Origin of the sequence: Phytohabitans houttuyneae, assembly GCF_011764425.1 — a bacterium.
GTDB lineage: Bacteria > Actinomycetota > Actinomycetes > Mycobacteriales > Micromonosporaceae > Phytohabitans > Phytohabitans houttuyneae.
Genome location: NZ_BLPF01000001.1, coordinates 4209074 through 4226470, shown reverse-complemented (window position 1 = coordinate 4226470; position 17397 = coordinate 4209074). Strand labels below are relative to the sequence as shown.

At 69.4% G+C, this 17397-nt stretch carries 15 protein-coding genes, 1 tRNA gene and 1 pseudogene; 12 read left to right on the top strand and 5 right to left on the bottom strand.

Features of this window, described 5'->3' with window-relative positions; translation table 11 throughout:
- Positions 1–13: 13 nt before the first annotated feature.
- Together Phou_RS19460 and Phou_RS19455 are read right to left on the bottom strand one after the other, a co-directional pair.
- The gene (locus tag Phou_RS19460; protein WP_173052359.1) at positions 14–346 is read right to left on the bottom strand and encodes a hypothetical protein; all 333 of its coding nucleotides are present in this window, start codon (positions 344–346) and stop codon (positions 14–16) included.
- A gap of 893 nt (positions 347–1239) precedes the next feature.
- Positions 1240–1491 (bottom strand): annotated as a pseudogene (locus tag Phou_RS19455) (hypothetical protein); the annotation flags it as partial.
- Positions 1492–1980: 489 nt separating this feature from the next.
- On the opposite strand from Phou_RS19455, the gene Phou_RS19450 reads away from it, so the two are divergent.
- The 5 genes from Phou_RS19450 (at position 1981) to Phou_RS19435 (ending at position 5833) form a co-directional block, all read left to right on the top strand.
- Positions 1981–2862, top strand: a complete 882-nt coding sequence (locus tag Phou_RS19450) for a helix-turn-helix domain-containing protein (protein WP_173057323.1) — start codon at positions 1981–1983, stop codon at positions 2860–2862.
- Positions 2826–3053 carry a DUF397 domain-containing protein gene (locus Phou_RS19445; protein ID WP_173040665.1) on the top strand — a complete coding sequence of 76 codons (228 nt, stop codon included), beginning with the start codon at positions 2826–2828 and terminating at the stop codon, positions 3051–3053. The genes Phou_RS19450 and Phou_RS19445 overlap by 37 nt, the downstream gene beginning before the upstream one ends.
- Positions 3054–3295: 242 nt before the next feature.
- The gene (locus Phou_RS19440; RefSeq protein WP_173057322.1) at positions 3296–3775 is read left to right on the top strand and encodes a hypothetical protein; all 480 of its coding nucleotides are present in this window, start codon (positions 3296–3298) and stop codon (positions 3773–3775) included.
- Between the two features lie 170 nt (positions 3776–3945).
- The gene (locus Phou_RS55545; protein ID WP_371872144.1) at positions 3946–4515 is read left to right on the top strand and encodes a protease inhibitor I9 family protein; all 570 of its coding nucleotides are present in this window, start codon (positions 3946–3948) and stop codon (positions 4513–4515) included.
- Positions 4412–5833 (top strand): S8 family serine peptidase, encoded by a 1422-nt coding sequence (locus Phou_RS19435; RefSeq protein WP_371872143.1) that lies wholly within the window; start codon positions 4412–4414, stop codon positions 5831–5833. The genes Phou_RS55545 and Phou_RS19435 overlap by 104 nt, the downstream gene beginning before the upstream one ends.
- Here Phou_RS19435 and Phou_RS19430 read toward each other — a convergent pair.
- The 3 genes from Phou_RS19430 to Phou_RS19420 all read right to left on the bottom strand — a co-directional run bounded on the left by Phou_RS19430 (position 5830) and on the right by Phou_RS19420 (position 8252).
- Entirely contained in the window at positions 5830–6681 is an 852-nt protein-coding gene (locus Phou_RS19430; protein ID WP_218579057.1) for a 3-ketoacyl-ACP reductase, read from the bottom strand. The two genes, Phou_RS19435 and Phou_RS19430, sit on opposite strands and share 4 nt — an antisense overlap.
- Positions 6678–8036, bottom strand: a complete 1359-nt coding sequence (locus tag Phou_RS19425) for a glycoside hydrolase family 88 protein (protein WP_218579056.1) — start codon at positions 8034–8036, stop codon at positions 6678–6680. The genes Phou_RS19430 and Phou_RS19425 overlap by 4 nt, the downstream gene beginning before the upstream one ends.
- A gap of 134 nt (positions 8037–8170) precedes the next feature.
- Positions 8171–8252, bottom strand: a tRNA-Leu gene (locus tag Phou_RS19420).
- Between the two features lie 205 nt (positions 8253–8457).
- Here Phou_RS19420 and Phou_RS19415 point away from each other — a divergent pair.
- Genes Phou_RS19415 through pknB form a run of 7 tightly spaced genes read left to right on the top strand, consistent with a single transcriptional unit; the run spans position 8458 to position 17374 of the window.
- Positions 8458–9255 carry an FHA domain-containing protein gene (locus Phou_RS19415; RefSeq protein WP_173057321.1) on the top strand — a complete coding sequence of 266 codons (798 nt, stop codon included), beginning with the start codon at positions 8458–8460 and terminating at the stop codon, positions 9253–9255.
- Positions 9256–9260: 5 nt separating this feature from the next.
- On the top strand, positions 9261–9743 hold the full coding sequence (locus Phou_RS19410; RefSeq protein ID WP_173057320.1) for an FHA domain-containing protein FhaB/FipA: 483 nt from the start codon (positions 9261–9263) through the stop codon (positions 9741–9743).
- Positions 9740–11191, top strand: coding sequence for a PP2C family protein-serine/threonine phosphatase (locus Phou_RS19405; RefSeq protein WP_173057319.1), 1452 nt, complete (start codon positions 9740–9742; stop codon positions 11189–11191). The genes Phou_RS19410 and Phou_RS19405 overlap by 4 nt, the downstream gene beginning before the upstream one ends.
- Before the next feature lie 36 nt (positions 11192–11227).
- A complete protein-coding gene (locus Phou_RS19400) occupies positions 11228–12724 on the top strand; it encodes an FtsW/RodA/SpoVE family cell cycle protein (protein ID WP_371872142.1) in 1497 nt (498 codons plus the stop codon).
- Positions 12721–14223 carry a peptidoglycan D,D-transpeptidase FtsI family protein gene (locus Phou_RS19395; protein WP_173057318.1) on the top strand — a complete coding sequence of 501 codons (1503 nt, stop codon included), beginning with the start codon at positions 12721–12723 and terminating at the stop codon, positions 14221–14223. The genes Phou_RS19400 and Phou_RS19395 overlap by 4 nt, the downstream gene beginning before the upstream one ends.
- Positions 14223–15608, top strand: coding sequence for a serine/threonine-protein kinase (locus Phou_RS19390; RefSeq protein WP_173057317.1), 1386 nt, complete (start codon positions 14223–14225; stop codon positions 15606–15608). Before Phou_RS19395 ends, Phou_RS19390 begins: the two co-directional genes overlap by 1 nt.
- Positions 15605–17374 (top strand): Stk1 family PASTA domain-containing Ser/Thr kinase, encoded by a 1770-nt coding sequence (gene pknB / locus Phou_RS19385; RefSeq protein ID WP_173057316.1) that lies wholly within the window; start codon positions 15605–15607, stop codon positions 17372–17374. Before Phou_RS19390 ends, pknB begins: the two co-directional genes overlap by 4 nt.
- The last annotated feature ends 23 nt before the right edge of the window (positions 17375–17397 follow it).

The following is a 17397-nucleotide window of genomic DNA, read 5'->3' as shown; positions in this document are numbered from 1 at the left end:
CGTTGTGCGACGCTCACCAGCGGCGCCGTCGCAGGCCGACCATCGTGAGGCCGATCGCGGCGAGCACGAGGCCGACCAGGCCGGAGTAGACAAGCGTCTCCCGGTACTCGGCGGCGGGCGCCGGGTTCACCGGCTGAGCCCGCAGTGGCGCCGCCGCCCCGCCCGTGAGGCTCGGCTCGGGTGTCGGCGTCGGTTCGTCGACCGTCTCGCCAAGCCCCAGATCCTCGTCGTCCGGGCCGGCGGCGACCGGGTCGCGCGGCCACGGCTCCGTGGTGGTCGGCGCCGGCAACGCCCCGGTCCGCGGGTCATCCAGGCCGTCCGGCTGACCCTGCCCGGGTGTCTCCACGGGTGTACCCGGCGCGCCGCTCGTGCCCGGCGGTGTCTCCGAGGTCGGCGGCGGTACCGGCGTCTCGGGCTCCTCGTCAGGAGTCGTCGGGTCGGGCGGCGGGTCCGTTGTGGACGGTGCGTCGGTCGGGGTACCCGGAGGCGGGTCGGTCGGGTCGCCAGGAGTTGGTGTCCAGCCGGTCGACGGTGTCGGCTCGGTCGTCGGGGTGGTCGGCTGCTCCCAGCCGAATCCGCCGGCCGTTCGGGCCGGAAGTGGGGCAGCGCCCCAGGGCGTTGGGCTTCAGGGTCGAACCGCTCGCCGGCCGCCTGTCCCGGATCGGGCCATGACGGATCGGTCCAATGGTTGTAGCGATGCCAGTCGTCCGGCGGACCACCGGCGGAACCACCGGTCGGGGAAAGCGGCGATGCGCTCGCCGCCGGCACGACCCCACCCTCGCCGTCGCGCTCGCTGCCCGCGCCGGCGGCGGATCCACCCGTGGGACCGCCCGGCGCACTCGCCGGTCCACCATCCGCGAGCCGTGCGGAATCGCTGGCCGGCTCGCGCCCGTCAGACGCGGCGCCGACCGGCTGGCCGCCGGACATGGCGATGGCGAGGCTCGTCAGCATGGCGCCGAGGAGCAGTAGGCGCAGGCTGAGCCCACGGGTCGAGTAGGGATGCCGAGGTGCGCGTGATGGCGCGGTCGGCTGTCTGGTCATGCCGTCCCCAGGTTCGGGGTCCGGGTCACGGATGGGGTCGGTGGGTGCTCTTGATTTTAGGCGAGCGCACGGATGACCGGCCGGCGAACGATCAACACTTGGCCGTGTGCGGGCAAAGCCTGGAGCTGGGCGCAACCAGTGCGCCCAGCTCGAGAAGGGCCGGTCAGCGCGAGCGGGTGGGCACCCCAGCAGGTCGGGGGCCGGGTGCCGCGCGTTGCGCTGGCGGATGTCGGGTGCGGATCCGACCGTGCGGAGGCCGCTGATCTTTACGAAGATCGACCTGCGCTCGACGGCCTCGCCGCCACCGTTGAGCTCGTAGCCATCGAGCCAGACCCAGCCGTCATAGGTCGGCCAGTCGTGGACCCGGATCACCCGGAAGAGCATCGGGTCGGCGAACTGGACGCTCGCCTCGCGGGTCACGTGTAGGACGTCACCGGACCGGGGTAACACATCGACTCCTGTCCAAAACTACCGATTTCAGCCAAAGTTTGCCGGACTTATGCGCTTCGCGGCTCACCTCGGGGGTCACCCGCTGGGTGTCCGTCTCCACCGATGCCGGACTATGCCTCTGGCTGCGGCGGGACCGCGACCTGTCCGGCTGGCTGGAGACGGTGAGTGACCCGAGCCATACCGACAGGGTGCACCATGAACATGATCAATGCAAGTTGCAACTTCGGCCCGATCCGGTCCGGTCATCCGGGGGCGGATCGTGGCTTGATGTCCCGCTCGGAAACGCGCAAACTGAACGCGGTGACCGGCCGATGTGCCGGTGCCTTTGCGTGTCAGCGTGAGCGAACGATATGCCCCGCGTAACCGCGGACCGGTTCGCCGCGATGTCGCAGCTCCGTCATAGCATGCGTCCGCCGTGACGGGTACCCGTGACGCCGATTCGCGACAGACTCGCTAGACCTTGGGGACGCAACTTGCGGAGGTGACCCCGTGACGGAGCGTCGGAGTCCGACAATTCGCCGCCGCCGGCTAGGAGCCGAGCTGCGGCGCCGTCGTGAAGCCGCGGGGGTGACGATCGAAGGAGTGGCCGAGCGTTTGGAATGTTCGGCATCCAAGGTCTCGCGAATCGAAACCGGCCACACCACGGCCACTCCCCGTGACGTCCGCGACATGCTCGAGATCTACGGGGTCCGCGGCGACGAGTGCGAAGAGCTCGTGCAGATCGCCCGCGAGGCCCGGCAGAAGGGCTGGTGGCATGCGTACAGCACGGTGCTTACCGGCGCCTATGTTGGCCTTGAGCAGGCAGCGGAATCGGTTCGAGCATACGAACAGCAGGTGATGCCCGGGTTACTACAGACCGAGGAATATGCCAAGGCAATGATCCGTGCCGCACGGCCGGATATCACGACTGACGAGGTCGAGCGGCGGGTACGTGTCCGGCTCAACCGTCAGTCGTTACTGACACAGGACGATCCCATCGACCTGTGGGTGGTCCTCGACGAAGCGGTGCTCAGCCGCCCCATCGGCGGCGACGCCGTGATGTGTGCTCAGCTGGAGCGACTCGTAGAGGCCGCAGAGTTACCCAATGTGACACTGCAGGTATTGCCCTTCGAGGTCGGCGCACATGCCGGCATGGACGGTACCTTCACGATCCTCAGCTTCTCCGAGCCCAGCGACCCGGGGGTGGTTTTCGCCGAAAATGCCACCGGAGGTCTGTTCTTGGAGAAGAGTGAGGAGTTGCGGAAGTACATGTTCATTTTCGATCACATCCGCGCCGCGGCCCTCCGGCCGGAGGAGTCCGTGGCTCTCATCCGTAAGTTGACTAAGGAGCCGTTGTGGAAGTCGAGACAAAGGGGTTCCGGCTGGACCTGAGCCGCGCCGTGTGGCAGAAGAGCACGCGGAGCGGGCCCAGCTGCGACAACTGTGTCGAAGTGGCTTTTGTCGACCAGGCGATCGCTGTACGGGACTCGAAGAACCCGACCGGTCCGGTGCTGATCTTCACTGCCGACGAGTGGGACGCATTCGTGGGTGGCGCCAAGGACGGCGAGTTCGACCTCGGCTGACGGCATTTCGTTTCGCTCTTGTGGTCTGGCGGGAAGGCGTGGCCCTCTAGCCCACGGACGAAACAAATGACGCAGTCTGGAGCGCAGCCGTGTCGCCATGCAACGTGGCGGCGCGGCTGCGCGCACGCGCCCAATAGGCGCGCGTCTTTATACGTATGACGTTATCCGTACCGTGAGTGAGTATACGGTAGCTCGCGCGCAGTAGCCAGAGTCGCGAGCCTATAAACCTCGTTGTACCGGTCATGACGATTGGACCTGACGAGCGGGCGAATGGCCCGGTGAGCACGCAGGAGCGGTTTCCCCCGGAACCGGCGGACCGGTACGCGACGCCTCCGGTCGGGTACCGCACCGACGGACGGGACCCGCTGGGTGGGCGCGACGGCCTGTCCGGACGCGAGCCACACCCGGGCGAACGGCTGATGCACCCGGGCGAGCTGGGCCACCACTCCGGCGACCTGGAGCCCGAGCAGGACCTGCCGCATGGCCGCAACGGCGCCGGCGGTCTGGACCTCTCCGGCCTCACCGAGCCGGTCTTTTCGCCGACCACATGGCTGGACGGCCCGCCCGCCACGCTCGCCGACCACCCGCTGCTGCGCGGCCTGCTGCTCGAGCTGCCCCCGAAGGGCACCGTGCCGCCGCCCGGCTGGCTGGACCGCTGGTTCGAGGCCGCCCGATCCATCCTCGAACTGCTCTACGTGCAGCAGGGCAACCGCCCCCGGTAGCGGGGCGGGGGAGTACGCGCGTTACCTATCGCCGGTGATATAGAAAGTTCAACATCTGTCGCTGGCTGACATAACCAAATAATCTCTCCTCCGATCGGCAAACATCTCTGTCCGATCCGGCGCCACAAGCGCCTGGACGGCCGTGGAGCCGGTCAGAGGGAGGACGGGAGATGACACTCCCGCGTATGCGTCGCCGCCTGGCGACGCTCGGCATGGCCACCGTCGGTGTGACGGTGGCCGTCGCAATGGCGGCGCCGCCGGCGCTCGCACAGGAGCCGTCCGGCACGATCCGCAATGCCGGAGGCGACACCGCCGTCGCCGACAGCTACATCGTCGTGTTCAAGGACAGCTCCGTCACCCGGGCGGGCGTCGACAAGGCGGCCCGCGACCTCGCGGCCAAGCACGACGGGGCGGTCGCGCGTACGTACCGCGCCGCGCTGCGGGGCTTTGAGGTGAAGGCCACCGCGGCGCGCGCGGCGCGGATCGCCGCCGATCCGTCGGTGGCGTACGTCGAACAGAACCACACGGTCCACATCCAGGACACCCAGAACAACCCCCGAGCTGGGCCTGGACCGGATCGACCAGCGCAACCTGCCGCTCAGCAGCTCGTACACGTACCCGTCGACCGCGCCGACGGTGCACGCGTACATCATCGACACCGGCATCTGGTTCAGCCACAACGACTTCGGCGGCCGCGCGACCAGCGGCTTCGACGCGATCGACGGCGGTGCGGCGGATGACTGCCACGGCCACGGCACGCACGTGGCGGGCACGGTCGGCGGTACCTCCTACGGCGTGGCGAAAGCGGTCCAGCTCGTCGGCGTGCGCGTGCTCAACTGCCAGGGCAGCGGCACCAACGCGCAGGTCGTCGGCGGCATCGACTGGGTCACGGCCAACGCGATCAAGCCGGCCGTCGCCAACATGAGCCTCGGCGGCGGCGCCAACACGGCGATCGACAACGCGGTTCGCAACTCGATCAACTCGGGCGTCACGTACGCGATCGCGGCCGGCAACGGCAACTCGCTCGGCGTGCGGCAGAACGCCTGCAACTACTCGCCGGCCCGGCTGGCCGAGGCGATCACGGTGGGCGCCACCCAGAACAACGACGCCGCCGCCAGCTTCTCCAACTTCGGCACCTGTGTCGACATCCTCGCGCCGGGCGTGAGCATCACGTCGGCTTGGTACAACAGCAACACCGCGACGAACACGATCAGCGGTACCTCGATGGCCACCCCGCACGTCGCGGGCGCGGCTGCGCTGGTCCTCGCGGCCAACCCGACCTGGTCGAACACCCAGGTGCGCGACTACCTGGTCAACAACGCCACGCCCGACGTGGTCACGAACCCGGGCACCGGTACGCCGAACCGGCTGCTCTTCGTGGTCCAGAACGGAACGCCGCCGGCCAACGACTTCTCCGTGTCGGTCTCGCCGACGTCCGGTTCGGTCGCGGCGGGCAGCTCGGTCGCCACGACGGTCAACACGGCCACCACGGCCGGGTCGGCGCAATCCGTGAGCCTGTCGGCGAGCGGCCTGCCCGCAGGCGCGTCGGCGAGCTTCAGCCCGGCGTCCGTGACCTCCGGTGGCTCGTCGACCCTGACGATCTCCACGACCGCTTCGGTCACCAACGGGACGTACCCGATCACGGTCACCGGTACCGGCACGGCCGGCACGCGGACCGCGACCTACACCCTGACCGTCACCGGCGGGAGCACCGGCAGCTGCGCGGGCACCAACGGTACGGACGTGAACATCCCCGACCTGAGCACGGTCAACAGCACGATCACCATCGCGTGTGGCCGCAACGGCTCGGCCAGCTCGACGGTGGCGGTCAACATCGTCCACACCTACCGCGGTGACCTGGTCATCGACCTCGTGGCGCCGGACGGCACCGCGTACCGGTTGAAGAACAGCTCCAGTTCGGACAGTGCGGACAACGTCAACGCGACCTACACCGTGAACCTCTCGGGCGAGGCGGCGAACGGTACCTGGTCGTTGCGCGTACAAGATGTGGCGCTCTTCGACACCGGCTACATCAACACCTGGACGCTGACCGCTTAGGCAGCTCTCGGACCCGACCTGGGGAGGTCGGCGGAGCCCCAGCGCCGTCGCGGCGCTGGGGCTCCGTTCACATTTTCAGAGGGTACGGAGGTGGAAGCCGCCATCCACGTCGATGACCTGGCCGGTGCTGAAGGGCAGCAGGTCGGTCGCGATTGCCACCACGGCCTTGCCGACGTCCTCGGGCGGCCCCAGCGGCGGATCGGCGTGAGCCCGTGGTTGAAGATCAGGTCGTCGTACTTCTCCCGCACGACGCCGGTCATGTCCGTCTCGATCACGCCCGGCCGGATCTCGTACACGTTGATGCCGTGCTGGGCCAGCCGCGCCGCGTACAGCTGGGCCGTCATCGCGAGGCCGGCCTTGGTGACGCAGTAGTCGCCGCGGTTGACGCTCGCCGCGTACGCGCTCACCGACGAGATGATGACGATCTTGGGTTTGATGAGCGCGCCCGCCTCGACTTCCTCGACCATGTGGCGGGCCACGAGCTGGGTCAGGAAGTACGGCCCCTTGAGGTTGATCGCCACCAGCCGGTCGAACGACTCCTCGCTCGCCTCCAGGATGTCCGCCCGCACGTCCGGCGCCACGCCGGCGTTGTTGACCAGCAGGTCGATGTGGCCGAACGCGCCGATCGCCTCGTCGACCAGGCGCTGCCGGTCGGCCGCCTCGCCGATGTCGGCCTGCACCAGGTGTGCCTGCTGCCCGGCGTCGTCGACCAGCGCGGCGACCTCCTTGGCGGCTGCGGCGTTGCGGGCGTAGTTGATCACCACGTCGTACCCGGATGAGGCGAGCGCGAGCACGACGCCGCGCCCGATGCCCCGCGACCCGCCGGTCACGACGGCGACCGGACTCACGCCGCGCTCCCGAAGAAGGTGTAGTACGGCTCGTCGCGCGCTATCCGCTGCACGTAGAGGGCCAGCTCGCGCGCGTGGTAGTCGCCCCACATGCTCGACTCGCCGTTGGGTACCGCCTGGCCGGCCGGCACGTGGTCCCACCCGTTCGGCCGGTGGTAGACGGAGTGGAGGATCAGGCCCTGGTGACGCGCGTCGGTGCTGAGGTACGGCTCACCGAAGAGCGTGTCGCACACCGTGAGCCCGGCCTGCCAGTAGCGCCGGCCCTCCTCGGCCCGCCCGCGCGCGGTCAGGTAGCGGCCGAGCCGCAGCAGGCCCTGCGCGCCGATCGCGGCCGCCGAGGAGTCCACCGGCTCGTGGGAGTTGTACGGGTCGGCCGGACGGTCGAGGTAGTCGCCGAGGTGCACGAGGCCGGGCGCGCCGGTGTCCCAGTACGGGATGCCGTCGGACGGTGTGTGCTCGAGGTAGAAGTCACAGGTGGCCATCGCCGCCTTGAGCATCGTGTCGGCGAGCCCTTCGGGCGCGTCCTTGACCGTGTCGAGCCACTCCAGCTGCTCCGGGAAGCCGAGCATCGCCCAAGCCAACCCGCGAGTCCAGGTGCTGAAGGGCGAGTAGCCCTGCTGGGTGCTCGGGCAGCGGTAGCTTCCGTCGTTGACGTTGAAGACCGACTCGTGTGCGGTGCGACCCCGGATGTCGTACGAGTCACGCCCCTCGCCGTAGAAGACGTTCCACCGGGCGGTGTTGGTGGCGTGCTCGGCCAGCCGGTCCAGCAGCGAGATCCGCTCGTCCCGCTCGCCCATCAGCACGTGGCCGAGCTGGTGGGAGACGGACAGCGCCCGGCAGGAGCGGATTGTGTCGACGAAGAGTGACTGCGGCCCGTTGAACGAGTAGATGTAGCCGGTGCCGTCCGAGGTGTCCCGCCACCGGGCCGCCTGCACCGCCCCGGTCAGCTTGAGCGCCAGCTCGTAGAAGTTGAGGTCGCCGTCGTCGACCCGGCCCTCGCGGGTGAGCCGCCACAGGTTTCCGTACGTGCTGACGTTGTTGAACCCGTGGTCGTGCACGCCGATGTGGCTGACGTGGCTCGCCATGACCTGGACGGTGAGCTCTCGACCGACCTCCAGGAAGCGGCGCTCGCCGGTCGCGTCGAACTGGAGCAGCGCCGAGCCGTACTGGAAGCCCTGTGTCCACTCCGTCCAGCCGCGGGCCGTGTAGCGGCCCTCCACCGTGAACACCGGCGACGGCGAGCCCGGGGGACATGTCTTCTCTATGGAGTCGAGTTTTTCCGCCGAGGCGTCCCAGAGGCGCTCGATCTTGGGCAACAGTCCGTCGGGCTGGAGCCCGTCGTCGATCCTCATCATGCGCCCAGCATAGGAAAGCGCATTCCTGCAGGGAAGACGCGCGGGCGACGGATGGCGCTCGGGATTGTGACCAGATGGTGATGTGGACCAAAAGAGCGAGGCCCCGCCCTTTCGGGCGGGCCTCAGCCCTGCGGTGGGGAAGGGGGAGTTGAACCCCCACGCCCTTTCGGGCACACGGACCTGAACCGTGCGCGTCTGCCATTCCGCCACTTCCCCCGGACCCAGGAGTAACCCCTGGACACGATGCGGCCACATATTACGCTGTGCGTGGCTGTCCCAACGAGTGGGTTTGCACCAACGTGCGGGTTACTGCCCGTGGCGCGTGGGAAGAGTAGCACGGCAACACCGGCCACCCGAGACAGGCCGGCAGCAGGGCGGTACGTCGGTGCGCAACCTGCGCGTGCGACGGCCGGATACCATCATGTCCTCGGAACCCGAGGAGGAGCCGGTGAGCGTGCTGCAACGCTTCGAGAAGCGGTTGGAAGGCCTGGTCGAGGGGGCCTTCGCGAAGGTGTTCAAAGGGGTAGTCCACCCGGTGGAGATCCTCAACGCCATGCAGCGGGAGGCCGAGGCGCACAAAGCGATCCTGGCCGGTGGGCGCACCCTTGTGCCCAACCGCTACGTGATCGATCTTTCGCCCTACGACCACAGCCGGCTCGCGCCGTACGCGGCCGCGCTCGCCCAGGAGCTCGCGCAGTCTCAGGCGGAGTTCATCGGCGAGCAGGCGTGGACCGTCTACGGCGATGTGATCGTGGAGATCGAGCGGGGCGATGGGCTGGACACGGGCATGTTCCGGGTCACGGCCGAGGTCTACACCGGCGGCGAGGTGGCACCCGTCCAGCAGCCGGCGTATGACGCGCCGGCGCCTCCGGCCTACCCGCCGTACGAGCAGGCCCCCGGTGGCTACGGCCCGCCACCACAGCACGGCGGTGGTGGGCGCAACGTGCGCCTTGTCTCCGGCGACGGGCGCACCTATCCGCTGCAGATGGGTTCGACCGTCATCGGCCGGGGTGACCAGGCCAACCTGCGCCTTCCCGACGTCGGCATCTCCCGCCGCCACGCCCGCCTCGACTTCGACGGCGCCCAGGTGGTGCTCACCGATCTGGGATCCACCAACGGGACCATGGTCAACGGCCAGCGCGTCTCCGCGGTCGCGCTCAACCCCGGCGACATGATCCAGCTCGGAACGACCACCCTCACGTTCCGAGTGGATGGCTAAGGACGTTGCCTGAGTTCGTCCTCACCGTTGCCCGGTTCGGCTTCCTCATCCTGCTGTGGATCTTCGTGTTCACAGTGGTGGGAGTCATCCGCCGGGACCTGTTCGCCGGGGCCAGGAGCAGTCGCCTCGTCGCCGCGCCGCGGGGGGTTGGCGCGTCGACGGGGCACTCCCGCCCGGCAAAGGTGAAGCGGGGCCGCGCGGCACATCAGCTGGTGGTCACCGCCGGCCAGCTGGCCGGCACCCGCATCACTCTCGGTGAGGCTCAGATCACCATCGGTCGGGCGGAAGACTCCACTCTGGTGATCACCGATGACTACGCGTCCGCACGACACGCCCGGCTCGTCCCCCGCGCCGGACAGTGGTTCATAGAAGACCTCGGCTCGACCAACGGCACCTACCTGGATCGCGCTAAGGTCACTGGACCAACCCCCGTACCCCTCGGCGTGCCGATCCGCATCGGCCGCACTTCTCTTGAGTTACGGCCATGACTCTCACCTTGCGTTATGCGGCCCACAGTGACCGCGGCCTGATCCGAGACGGAAACCAAGACTCCGTCTACGCTGGCCCGCGCCTGCTCGCCGTCGCCGATGGCATGGGCGGCATGGCCGCCGGTGACGTCGCCAGCAACATCGTCATTGCCGCGATGGCTCCCCTCGACGAGGACGTGCCAGGCGATGCCCTGGTCGACGCCCTCCGCGGCGCAGTCGACACGGCCAACCAGCAGCTCCGCGACACCGTTGACGCCAACCCCCACCTGGAGGGCATGGGCACCACGCTCACTGCCGTGCTCTTCTCCGGTAGCAAAATCGGGATGGTCCACATCGGTGACTCCCGGGCGTACATGCTTCGTGACGGCGAGTTCAACCAGATCACAAAGGACGACACGTACGTCCAGATGCTGGTGGACGAAGGCCGGATCAGCGCCGAGGAGGCGAGCAGCCACCCACAGCGCTCGCTGCTCACCAGGGCGCTCGACGGTCGCGACATCGACCCGGAGTACTCGGTCCGCCAGGTGCTCACCGGCGACCGCTACCTGATCTGCAGCGACGGCCTGTCCGGTGTCGTGAGCGCGGAGACCATCGCCGAGACGATGACCGAGTTCACCGACCCGCAGCAGTGCGTCGAGCGGCTCGTCCAGCTCGCGCTGCGCGGCGGTGGCCCGGACAACATCACCGTCGTCGTCGCCGACGCCACCGACCAGGACATCCTGGAAGCTGCCCCGATCGTCGGCGGTGCGGCCGCCCGCGACCGCGGCATGGCGACGGCGGTGCACGAGTCGACGCCGGCCGCGCGCGCCTCGGCCCTCCAGGCTGCGGTGCCCCGTGCGGCTGCGCCCGACCCGGGCAACGGCGCCAACGGCGGTCACCACCACGACGAGCCCGAGCGTCCGCGCCGGCACCCGGTGCGCACCGCCGTGCTGCTCGCCGCGCTGCTCGCCATCCTGGGCGGCGGCCTGTGGGTGGGCTGGAGCTACACCCAGCGGCAGTACTACGTGGGTGCCACCGACGAGGGCCAGCTCGCTGTCTTCCGCGGCGTTCCGGGGCAGATCGCCGGGCTCAGCCTGTCCAGCGTGCACGAGACCAGCGGCACGCGGCTGGACGACCTCACCGTGGTCGCCCAGGACCGGGTCAAGCAGGGCATCCAGGCCGACGACGAGCCCGACGCCCAGCGCCGGCTCGCCGAGCTGACGTCGGACACCCCGACGAACCCCAACCTCAAGCCGACCTGCCCGCCGACCACGACGCCGTCGGCCACTCCGAGCCCGTCGCCGAGCTCGCCGCAGGCCAGCACCACCGCGACCACCGGTGCCCCGCGCACAACGCCGCCCGCAAACACCGCTTCACCCGCCGGTTCGGGACCGGCCACCACGCCTGACGCCCCGCCCGCCTACTCGGACCCGCCGGTCGATCCGACCGGGTGCCGTGCGGCGGACTGACCCGTCGCCCGATACAGGAACTGCAGGGATTAAGTCGTGACCGCCCCAGCCGTGCCGGCACCCACGCCCGCCACCACGGGCGAGATGCCCCGTGTCCGCGAGTCGAGCGGCCGGCGCAATGCGGAGCTGGCACTGCTGCTGTTCGTCATGCTGCTCGTCCTGGCGTACGCGGCGACGGTCGAGGCCACCGCGCTGGACACGATCACGAGCGATTTCTGGGTGCCGGTCGCGCTGGTGGCCGGCGTGTTCCTCGGCCTGCACGTGGTGATCCGCTTCCTCGCGCCGTACGCGGACCCGGCGATCGTCCCGGCGGTGGCCCTGCTCAACGGGCTGGGAGTGGCGTTCCTGCGGCGCATCGACCTCGCGTTCGCCGACGCCAACGAGCGGGCCGACCTGCCGATCTTCTCGGGTGTCGGCGGGCGGCAGCTCGCCTGGACGCTCATCGCGGTGGTGCTCGCCGCCGGCCTGCTGATCATCGTCCGCGACCACCGGGCCGTCTCGCGGTACGCGTACACGCTGGGCCTGGTCGGCATCGTGCTGGTGATGATCCCGGCGGTGCTGCCCGGCAAGTTCTCCGAGATCAACGGCGCCAAGCTGTGGATCAAGTTCGGTGGCTTCCAGATCCAGCCCGGTGAGTTCGCCAAGCTCGCGCTGGTCTCCTTCTTCGCGTACTACCTGGTCCGCAAGCGCGAGGTGCTGTCGCTGGCCAGCCGCCGCTTCCTCGGCATCGACTTCCCGCGCGGCCGCGACCTCGGGCCGGTCGTCGCGGTGTGGCTGCTCAGCCTCCTGGTCCTCGTGTTCGAGAAGGACCTCGGCACCGCGCTGCTCTACTTCGGCATGTTCGTCGTCATCCTCTATGTGGCGACCGAGCGGGTCAGCTGGCTGATCATCGGTCTGCTGCTCTTCTTCGGCGGTGCCTTTCTGGCGTACACGCTGGGTGCGAGCGTTGGCGGCCCGTTCGCCAACTTCTACCAGCGGGCCGAGATCTGGCTGGACCCCTTCGCCGACCCGTACGCGGACGGTTTCCAGATGGTCCAGTCGCTGCTCGGCCTCGGCACCGGCGGGCTCTTCGGTGCCGGCCCGGGTGGCGGCCAGCCCAACAAGATCCCGCTGGTCGTGAGCGACTTCGTCTTCGCCGGGCTGGGTGAGGAGATCGGCCTCTTCGGCCTTTCCGCCCTCCTCGTCGTGTACCTGCTGATCGTCGAGCGGGGCCTGCGTGCCGGCCTGGCCGTGCGCGACTCGTTCGGCAAGCTGGTGGCCGGCGGCCTCGCGTTCACGCTGGGCCTGCAGGTCTTCGTGATCGTCGGTGGCGTCACCGGGCTGATCCCGCTCACTGGCCAGACCACGCCGTTCCTCTCCGCCGGCGGATCTTCGTTGATGGCCAACTGGTTGATCATCGCGATGCTGCTGCGGATTTCGGACGCCGCCGGGCGACCGGTCACCGGTGCCACGGGCGGTCGCGCAGGCGGTCCCGGCGGTGGTGGGCCTCCGGCCCAGCTGCACGGCGCCCCGACGGAGGTGATCAGGTCGTGAATGCCCCACTGCGCCGTGCAGGCGTGGTCGTGATGGTCCTCTTCGGCCTGCTCTTCGCCAACCTCAACTGGGTGCAGGCGTACAAGGCCGACGACTACCGCACGAGCCCGTATAACGCGCGCGTCCAGGTCGACGAGTACAACCGGCCGCGGGGCGTGATCGAGGTCGGGGGCAAGGCACTCGCCGAAAACAAGGCCACCGACGGTGAGCTCAAGTACCTGCGGACCTACCCGTTCAAGAGCCAGTTCGCGCACGTGATCGGGTACAAGCCGGTCAACCTCGGCGCGACCGGCATCGAGCAGGCCGAGGACGAGTTCCTGGCGGGCACCAGCGACCGGCTCTTCGCCGACCGGTTCCGCGACATGTTCACCGGGGAGGACACCGCCGGCGGAAACGTCGTGCTCACGCTGTCGCTGCGCGCCCAGGACGCCGCCATCAAGGGCCTGGCCAACAACGACGTGGGCTCCACCCGCGGTGCCGCGGTCGCGATCGACCCGAACACCGGCGCGATCCAGGCGCTGGTCTCGATGCCGAGCTTCGACCCCAACCCGCTGGCCAGCCACGACACCAAGGCGGCCCAGGCGGCGTACGACAAGCTGAACGCCGACAAGCAGGGGCCGCTCAAAAACCGGGCGCTCAGCGAGGTGCTGCCGCCGGGCTCGACGTTCAAGGTGATCGACTCTGCGGCCGCGCTCGAGTCGGGCTACCAGCTCAACACGCGAATCCCGGCCGGCCCTACCTACACGCCGCCGACCTCGGGCAGCCCGATCCGCAACTCCTCGTCCGGCATCTGCCCCGAGTCGCAGGTCACGCTCATCCAGGCGCTCACCGAGTCGTGCAACACCGGCTTCGCCCGCCTGGCGGTCGAGCTCGGCGCTAACAAGATCAAGGAAAAGGCGAAGGCGTTCGGCTTCGAGACCACCGACCTCAAGGTGGGCAACCTCGACGGTGGCGGGCTCACGGTCGCCGCCAGCCGCACCGGTGACATCCAAAACCCGGACGGCAGCGAAGACAAGGCCGCTCTCGCCCAGTCCGGCATCGGGCAAAACAACGTGCGGATGACGCCGCTCCAGGGCGCCATGATCGCGGCGACCATCGCCAACGGCGGCGAGCGGATGCGGCCGTACCTCGTGCAGCAGCTCCTCGGTCCGGACCGGCGCACGATCGGCACCGCGTCGCCCAAGAAGATCAACAATCCGATCACCGGCGACGTGGCGGCCGACCTGCAGCAGATGATGGTCAGCGTCGTCGAAAACGGCACCGGTCGCCGCGCCCAGATCGACGGGTTCACGGTCGGCGGCAAGACCGGAACGGCACAGGATGGGGATGATCCAAAGGACCACGGGTGGTTCATTGGGTTCGTGTTGAAGGACGGACAACCCATCTCGGCGGTATGCGTGCTGCTGGAGCGGGCCGGCGAGTCCGGCGGAAGCTCCGCCGCGGCGGAGATCGGCGGCCAGATCATGCAGGCTGTGATCCGCGACCGGGGGGCCGACTGATGCTCAGTCGCGGCGTCCTGCTGGGCGGTCGCTACCGTCTCGACGAGCGCATCGCCAGCGGTGGCATGGGCGACGTGTGGCGCGGCACCGACGAGGTGCTCGGGCGCACCGTCGCGGTAAAGATCCTGCTCCCAGCCCTGCTGGAGGAGCCCGGCTTCGCCGAGCGCTTCCGCGGCGAGGCCCGGACGATGGCGACCATCAACCATCCGGGCGTCGTGGACGTGTATGACTACGGCAGCGACCAGCAAATCGCTTTCCTGGTCATGGAGTACGTCGAGGGAGATGCCCTGTCGCGCACGCTGAGCCGGGTGGGTCGCCTCACCCCGGCCCGCACGATGGCGTTGGTCGCTCAGGCGGCGGACGCGCTTCAGGCCGCCCACGAAAAGGGCATCGTCCACCGTGACGTCAAGCCGGGCAACCTCCTCGTCCGTCCCAACGGCACGCTGGTGCTCACCGACTTCGGCATCGCCCGCTCCGCGATGGTGGGGCAGCTGACCGCGGCAGGCTCGGTGCTGGGCACGGCGTCGTACATCTCACCTGAGCAGGCGGCCGGCGGCACGGCCACCGCGGCGTCGGACATCTACGCGCTGGGCGTGGTGGCCTACCAGTGCCTCTCGGGTCACCGCCCGTTCGAAGGCGACAATCCACTCGAAATCGCCATGAAGCACGTGCGCGAGCAGGCCCGGCCGCTGCCCGGTGACATCCCGCCCGCGATCCGGCGCATCGTCGACCAGTCGATGGCCAAGGACCCGGCCGCCCGCTTCCAGACCGCTGCGATGCTCGGAGCGGTCGCCCGCCAGGCCGCGGCCACGCTCGGTGCCGCGCCAGCCAGCCGTCCCGCGTCGCAGCAGCCCAGCCGACCCTCCTCGCCGGCGCCCACCTCGTCCCCGGGCCAGGGCAGCACGCCCGTCCCACCGCGCACCACCCCGTCGTACCCGCCGGCGCCGGCCAGCCCGGTCGCCGCCCCGCCTGCCCCGGTGTCCCAGCAGCCCTACCGTCCGGCACACCCGGCGCCCAGCGGCTACCGCCCCGGCGCGGCATCGGTGCCACCCGGCCGCCCCCTCGCGCCGACAAACGGTCCGCCGACGCGGCCTGCCCAGCCGTACGGGTACCAGCCGGCACAGCCCGAAGACAGCTCGACCAACCGGCAGATCCTCATCGTGCTCGCGGTTGTGCTGGGAGTTTTGGTGCTGCTGTGCGCCGGTCTCATTTCTTACCTGGTGGGACAGCAGGGCAATCAGAACACCTCAAGCTCGGTTCCAACCGGGTTGCAGATGGGGGTGCGCCAGGACGCTCCGTTGGATCGCCCCGTACCGTCGGGTGGGGCAGGCCTAGAAACCCGCCCGGCTGACGCACAGACGAGCGAAGGACGACAGACGAGATGACTGCGCAGGCCCGCCTGCTCGGTGGCAGGTACCAGGTCGGCGAGCTGCTCGGCTATGGCGGCATGGCAGAGGTCCACCGCGGCCGCGACCTGAGGCTCGGCCGGGACGTCGCGATCAAGATGCTGCGCACGGACCTCGCTCGTGACCAGACCTTCCAGATGCGCTTCCGTCGCGAGGCGCAAAACGCGGCGTCGCTCAACCACCCCGCCATCGTCGCCGTCTACGACACGGGCGAGGAGATCGCGCCGACCGGCGAGACGCTGCCGTTCATCGTCATGGAGTTCGTCAACGGGCGCACGCTGAAGGAGGTGCTCGCCGCCGAGGGGCGGCTGATGCCCCGCCGTGCCCTGGAGATTTCCGCGGACATCTGTGCCGCGCTGGAGTTCAGCCACCGGCACGGCATCATCCACCGGGACATCAAGCCCGGAAACGTCATGCTGACCCAAAACGGTCAGGTCAAGGTCATGGACTTCGGTATCGCCCGGGCCCTGGCCAGCGGCGCCACCACGATGACGCAGACCAGCGCCGTGATCGGCACCGCGCAGTACCTGTCGCCCGAGCAGGCTCGGGGCGAGGCCGTCGACGCCCGCTCTGACGTGTACGCGGCCGGCTGCGTGATCTTCGAGCTGCTCTGCGGCCACCCGCCATTTGTCGGCGACAGCCCGGTGAGCGTGGCGTACCAGCACGTGCGGGAGGACCCGCGGGCGCCGAGCGAGATCAACCCCGAGGTCAACCCGGACATCGACGCGATCGTGCTCAAGGCGCTCGCGAAAAACCCGCTCAACCGCTACCAGAGCGCCCAGGAGATGCGGGCAGACCTGCTCCGCGCCGCCGCCGGCCGCCCGGTGATGGCGACGCCGGTGCTCCGCGATGCCGAGACCGTCGCGATGATGGGCCAGACTTCGGTCACCCGCCCCATCAACTCGACCGCCACCCGGCCGACCGCCCGGGTCGGTGACCCGCGCCGCCGCAAGGCGTCCGCCTGGGTGCTGGCCGCGCTCAGCACGCTCGGCGTGCTGGCCGTGGTCGCGCTGATCGCCGGCTTGATCCTCTCCAACCAGGGCAACGAGACGCCACAGACCACCGTGCCCAACGTGATCGGACTCTCCCCGGCAAACGCGCAGGCCGACCTGCGCAACGCCGGCCTGCGGCCGACCGTCGGGGAGGCCTACTTCGGCGACGACTGCGAAAAGGGCACGGTCGCCAAGCAGAGCAAGTCCGACGGCGAGCGGGTCGATCGGGACACCGAAGTCGTCATCAACGTCTGCCAGGGCCCGCAAGAGGTCGAGATCCCCGACCTGGTCGGCAGCAACCGCGCGGCGGCCGAGAAGCGGCTCACCGAGCTGGGGCTGCGGCCGGACATCCGGCTCGTCGACAGCGAGGCGCCGGAAAACCAGGTCACCGCGGTGCCCAACGCGGGCAAGCTGGTCGCCAAGGAAACCTCGGTGGTCGTCGAGGTCTCGCGCGGCAACATCGTGCCGATTCCGAACGTTGTGGGCGACGACGCCGACAGCGCGCAGGAGGAGCTGGAAGCAGCCGGATTCGTGGTGGAGCAGGTCGAGGGCGACCCGGCCGCCTCGGAAAACAAGGTCGGCACCGTGCAGCGGCAGAGCGAGACCGGCAAGGCGAAGAAGGGCACGAAGATCGAGCTCAGCGTCTTCGGGGAGCCGGAGGATGACGAGCCGACCACGCCGCCGCCCACGACCCCGGCACCGAGCACCTCGACGACGGCGCCCCCCGGCACCGGTGGCGGGACCGAGGGCTGACCGCCCGCTGAACACACAGGCCT